This is a genomic window from Litoribacter ruber (assembly GCF_018500185.1).
In the GTDB taxonomy this organism is placed as follows: domain Bacteria; phylum Bacteroidota; class Bacteroidia; order Cytophagales; family Cyclobacteriaceae; genus Litoribacter; species Litoribacter ruber.
Window position 1 is genome coordinate 1 of sequence record NZ_JAHBGI010000035.1, and the last position, 4,842, is coordinate 4,842.

Here is a 4,842-nt window from a genome sequence, read left to right on the forward strand (position 1 = left end):
GATCATCGCTTCGCGGATCGGGAGGTTTAGGGGTTTAGAAATCGCAAAGCGACGCTAGGCTGAAAGGAAATGGGGCACAAACCTTCCTGCCAGCCAAAGGCAGGGTCGAATAAGTAAAAAATAAGTAGCACCAAGGGGAAAGGGCTCAACGGCCTCTTCGCAGTTGGAATAAATGATTTTGGGGTACCAAGTACAACGTACCAGGTACCAGGTATTCACGGCGGAGGGCTACGTTTGGGAGGCAAAGCCTCCATTTCTATCGTCCCGAGGCGCAGCCTCGGGACAACAGTTTTGATACCCTATCCGAAGAGCGAAGCTCGGAGGGAGGACCACGAGAGTAAAGACGGCGAATTGCCTCAGCCGGGCAAAATGGCTGCTAACCAACTTGTGGTNAACTTGTGGTGATGTGAGGGTACTTTGTACTTGGTACCTGGTACTTGGTACCCATGTCTGTGGACTATCCACTATCAACGAAAATCAGTAGTTGTCCGTATAAAATAAATATATTCCTATATTGCCTGACTTTAATATACTCTACGGACATGAAGAAGTTTTTACTTTTCCCTCTCTTTGCTTTATTGCTGATGTTTACGGCTTGCAATGAGGCTGCGAATGAATTTGAGAATAAACTGGTGGGGACCTGGGAGTCAGCCGGATTTAATGAATATATGGAGTTGGAGTATGTGGTTGACTATATATTCAACCCGAATGGCAGCTATGAGTATAGGCATTATATGAGGGAGGAAGGAGAAAGGCAGCCTGTGGGTTTTATCATGATCGAAAGGGGGAATTACTCCTATAATGGCCATACCCTGACCAAAACGGCTACTTTTATGGCCTACAGGCCCTATGAGCAGCCATATGTGAGTGAAGATTCATTGCGGCCCTATGATGAAACTTCCTACCCTGCGTTAAACAATGCCCAGCAGATTGAATTGGTATTGCAAAATGAGAACCGGGAATTCCTAATCCCGGGAGGAATTGTAGGAGGTGATGTGATTGTGGAAGACCAGGTTTTTGTAAGGGTTGATTAATTATGGTTTTATTTTGAAAATTTTTGTCGTGTGATAAATTTCTGAAAATCAAAGTAAAGGGCAGATTGTAGTGAGGAGGGTCAATTATTTTTAAGCCCACCCTATTGACTTCTCAAAAAATCCCCTTACATTTGTATCACATTAAAGCAAAGGGAAACGCAAAAGGCAAAAAAATCCGGTTTTAATGAACTAAAATAGCGACAAATCAATTGTTAAGATATATCGCGGGATGGAGCAGTTGGTAGCTCGTCGGGCTCATAACCCGAAGGTCACAGGTTCGAGTCCTGTTCCCGCTACTCAGCCAAGCAGAAATGCTTGGCTTTTTTTGTTTTAGTGCATTTTAAGGCAGTTTTTGAGTGGTTTGGAGTCTATTTGATTTTGCCAAATTCGGGTGGTTTTGTCCCCATTTTTGTCCCCCTCATTTTTTTGATTATTTTTGGATATGATCGATTTCAAGATAAAGGCTGTGTTGAATCCAAAAGGGAAAAAATCTTCCCAAGGAGAAGCGATATATCTATGCGTTAATCGAAAAGTTCGAAAGTACATCAACCTAGGTCTTGAAAAAATTCCTGCAAAGGCATGGTCAGGCAAGGATTCCAAATGGGTAAACAGCCACTACCCCTATGCAGAATCCCACAATCGCTCTATTGCAAAGGCTATTCATAGTTTGAAAGGGATTATCCAAGAGTATTCCAATCGGAATGAAACCCTAACGTCTGAAATGCTTAAAAAGATTTATGAAGTGAAATTTTTAGGCAAGAGAATAAAAGGTATTAATGGGGGGATGGCACCTGGGGCCAGTGATACTATTGTGTCATATATTGACTATTATTTAACCCATGGAAAAAAATGCAAATCCCCCGAAACTACTAGAAAGGTTTATATCACTTTAAAAAAGCAGATCACGAGGTACCGAATGCATGCATCCATGTCTGAAATTAATGAGGAGTTCGTAGCGGGATATGTAGATTTTATCAGGTCTGAAAAAGTGATGGCAGATGTGACGGTTGAAAAATATGTGGATAGGCTTAAGGTGGTTTACAGGGACTATTGTGACCAGTATGGAATTCAAGTTAAACACAGATATTTTGACAATTTGGATATCGACTCTAGCAAAACACCTGAGAAAATTGTCTATTTAAATGACCGTCACTATCTAAAGTTAAGAAAACTTGAGTTTACGCCAGAAGAAAGAAACCTAGAATATGCGAGAGACATTTTGATATTACTCTGCAACACTTCTTTGTATTACGGCGATTTATTGAAATTAAATCCTAAAGAGGCTTTTGATCAACATATATTAGAGGAGAACCAAGAAGCAATAGTGCTTAAGGGGGAAAGGAAGAAAAATGGTCGACACTTCTGGATACCTCTTAATAATACGGCAAAAGAGGTCTTTTTTAAATATTATTGTCCTGATTGCCAAACCATTTTTCCTTCAACAGCACTCTCCAGCCATGAATTCAATAAGCATTTGAAAACCCTTGCCAAAAGGATTGGTTTTTCAGAGGCTTTAACAAATGTTGTTGGGAGAAAAACCTGCGGAACATGGACAGATAGGTTGGGTATGGCAGAAAATGATATTAAATTAATGTTTGGCCACAAAATAAAATCTATTTTGAAAAACCATTATACCGAAATGTATACTATAGAAACCTATCAAAGGATAATTGGATTTATCCAAAGGTAATATGACAAAGAAAAAAAGCAAATTAGCCATTATTCATTACCATGGGGATGAGGTAAAGAAAATAGGTAAGGCTCCAACTGGCTTCCCACTTCAAGTCCAGGTCCGTTACAAAAAAGCCAAAACTGTATTTGCGTCTCGACTCGGCATAAGATATGTTTCTTCCAACACTTTTAGGCTTGAGGCCTTAAGGGAAAGTCGTGAAATTGCGGATAAATTGATTAACCAAGAAATTAATTATATTGAAAAGGTTAGGGATTATTTTGAAGAAAAATTAAAATTGCCTTTTAAACCGGGTTTTCTTTTGGACCCAATATTGGAAGATTCTTTTTTAGGAAGTATGGAATCATTTTTTGATAAGCAAATTGTGAAATATGATGTAGAGAAAATCTTGGTCAGTAAATCTGTTGATTCCCTTTATATCCTTGATAAAGTAAGAACTTTACGCCTAATAAGATTTATTAAAACAATTAACCCGAGGATTTTCGAAGAAATTATTCAAAAAAGGAATAATTACGAGGTATTCAAAGCTTACGAAGAGTTTCTTTTAATTCAGGGAAAATTTCCTGAGGAGGAAGTTGATAAGTTATCCTTTAGGTTAATGGAGGTAGACGAGGGATCTACCTTACATAATTTTAAATTATCTTTTAATCAAATGCTAGATGATGAAATATTAGCGTATTTGGAATTTAAACACCTAACATCCAAAGAATAATGTAAAAAGTTGAACATTTTTAACCATTTGTTCACCTTTTTTATAAATTTTTCTTTACTTTTGATTCAAACAAATCATAATAGCTATGAATCAAGAAAATTTCATTGTCCTTTCATCTAACAGCCATAAATGGCTTGAAGAAAAATTCCAAATTCTCGAAGAGAAAATTTCCCGCCTACAAAGTCAGCCAAAATCGACCAAAGATGAATGGCTTCCTTTGAAAGATTTCATGGAGGCCACAGGGGTTAAATCTCATTATTCTGTCTCGAAAATGGAAGCATGTGCTGAAGCTAAAGGAATTAAATTTAGATCAAAGTTCCTTGGGAAAAGGAGATTCATCCATCAAAGTGAAGTTGAAAAATTTTTCGCAGGAGAATATGAAAGCTAAAAATAAAGGAGAGGATTGGGGTCCTCTCCTTTTCAAGAGCGCTATGAATCAAATAGGCTCCAATGTCTTTAAACGGTTTACACACACACATTTAAATACAGTACAAATATGCCCAAAAAACATGAATTTCCCAAATGGGAGATAGATCTCTTTAGGGAAAAAATTGCAACCCTTAATGATATAAAAGATTGCCAACGATTTTATAATCAAGTCTTTAATCTTGTCCTTCAAAATAAAGTCCCTCTCGAAAAAGCTCATATTGCTCAATTTGAAGCTTTTTTTGAATCAATCCGAAGAGGCAATGTAGATCAAGGATTTCACAAGCTTTATTTTGTTACTGCTTCCTTTCAAAAACGAAATATTCTCCTAGAAATAGGTGAATCACTGTTGTACGTGAAAGCCCTAAAACTTCCTAATTGCATTCATGCATTTTATGGAATCGATGAAGTCATATTTTTCCAAGCCATTCTGGGTAGGATTTCTGATCGCATTTTCAAACTCGGGTTACTTCACAAAAAATACTTTAATTAATAAATAATAAAATTTCACTAATAAAGAAAAAAGCTCCTGGAAATTGGAGCGTGGAATTCTATTGTCTAAAATTTCTTCATATGACCTCAAATAATAAATTTCCTCAATTATCACAAAACCTTCAGTCGGTCTTAGGATCCAATAATAACCACTGTTCTTTTCCCCTGGATATTTATCCAAAAGAGCTTCAAGAAATCATCAGTAAAATTTCTGCTGGACGGGGAATACATCCTGATTACCTGGCATCAGCAATTTTGTTCTCTTATGGTTTCGCAATCGGTAATAATTGCTCAGTCTCCGTCTTGGAAAATAGCGCACAGCTTAAGCCTATACTTTTTATGTGCATAATTGGCAATCCAGGATCAAATAAAAGCTCAGCTTTAAAGTTCTCCATGAAATGGTTTTATGAAAAAGATAAAGACCAATACAGCCAATACAGGATAGACTGTCTAAAACGGAGGTCACTGGGCCATAGTTTACGCTGATA

Annotated in this window: 6 protein-coding genes and 1 tRNA gene; all 7 read left to right on the plus strand. The window is 37.4% G+C overall.

The window, feature by feature from the left end; translation table 11 throughout:
• Positions 1–542 precede the first annotated feature (542 nt).
• Positions 543–1,034: a hypothetical protein gene (locus KIH41_RS17880; protein WP_214163318.1), complete on the plus strand. Its 492-nt coding sequence runs from the start codon at positions 543–545 to the stop codon at positions 1,032–1,034.
• Positions 1,035–1,257: 223 nt separating this feature from the next.
• Positions 1,258–1,330: transfer RNA gene (locus tag KIH41_RS17885), tRNA-Met, on the plus strand.
• Positions 1,331–1,476: 146 nt separating this feature from the next.
• Entirely contained in the window at positions 1,477–2,724 is a 1,248-nt protein-coding gene (locus KIH41_RS17890; protein ID WP_214163319.1) for a phage integrase SAM-like domain-containing protein, read from the plus strand.
• A gap of 1 nt (position 2,725) precedes the next feature.
• Entirely contained in the window at positions 2,726–3,436 is a 711-nt protein-coding gene (locus tag KIH41_RS17895; RefSeq protein WP_214163320.1) for a hypothetical protein, read from the plus strand.
• 85 nt (positions 3,437–3,521) lie between these two features.
• Positions 3,522–3,824, plus strand: coding sequence for a hypothetical protein (locus KIH41_RS17900; protein WP_214163321.1), 303 nt, complete (start codon positions 3,522–3,524; stop codon positions 3,822–3,824).
• Positions 3,825–3,932: 108 nt separating this feature from the next.
• On the plus strand, positions 3,933–4,355 hold the full coding sequence (locus KIH41_RS17905) for a hypothetical protein (RefSeq protein WP_214163322.1): 423 nt from the start codon (positions 3,933–3,935) through the stop codon (positions 4,353–4,355).
• 80 nt (positions 4,356–4,435) lie between these two features.
• A complete protein-coding gene (locus KIH41_RS17910) occupies positions 4,436–4,840 on the plus strand; it encodes a DUF3987 domain-containing protein (protein WP_214163323.1) in 405 nt (134 codons plus the stop codon).
• The last annotated feature ends 2 nt before the right edge of the window (positions 4,841–4,842 follow it).

What these genes read in the sequence shown, in the direction of transcription:
- KIH41_RS17895 (WP_214163320.1), top strand. Translation starts at nt 2,726, where the DNA reads ATGACAAAGAAAAAAAGCAAATTAGCCATTATTCATTACCATGGGGAT.
- KIH41_RS17890 (WP_214163319.1), top strand. Translation starts at nt 1,477, where the DNA reads ATGATCGATTTCAAGATAAAGGCTGTGTTGAATCCAAAAGGGAAAAAA.
- KIH41_RS17900 (WP_214163321.1), top strand. Translation starts at nt 3,522, where the DNA reads ATGAATCAAGAAAATTTCATTGTCCTTTCATCTAACAGCCATAAATGG.
- KIH41_RS17910 (WP_214163323.1), top strand. Translation starts at nt 4,436, where the DNA reads ATGACCTCAAATAATAAATTTCCTCAATTATCACAAAACCTTCAGTCG.
- KIH41_RS17880 (WP_214163318.1), top strand. Translation starts at nt 543, where the DNA reads ATGAAGAAGTTTTTACTTTTCCCTCTCTTTGCTTTATTGCTGATGTTT.
- KIH41_RS17905 (WP_214163322.1), top strand. Translation starts at nt 3,933, where the DNA reads ATGCCCAAAAAACATGAATTTCCCAAATGGGAGATAGATCTCTTTAGG.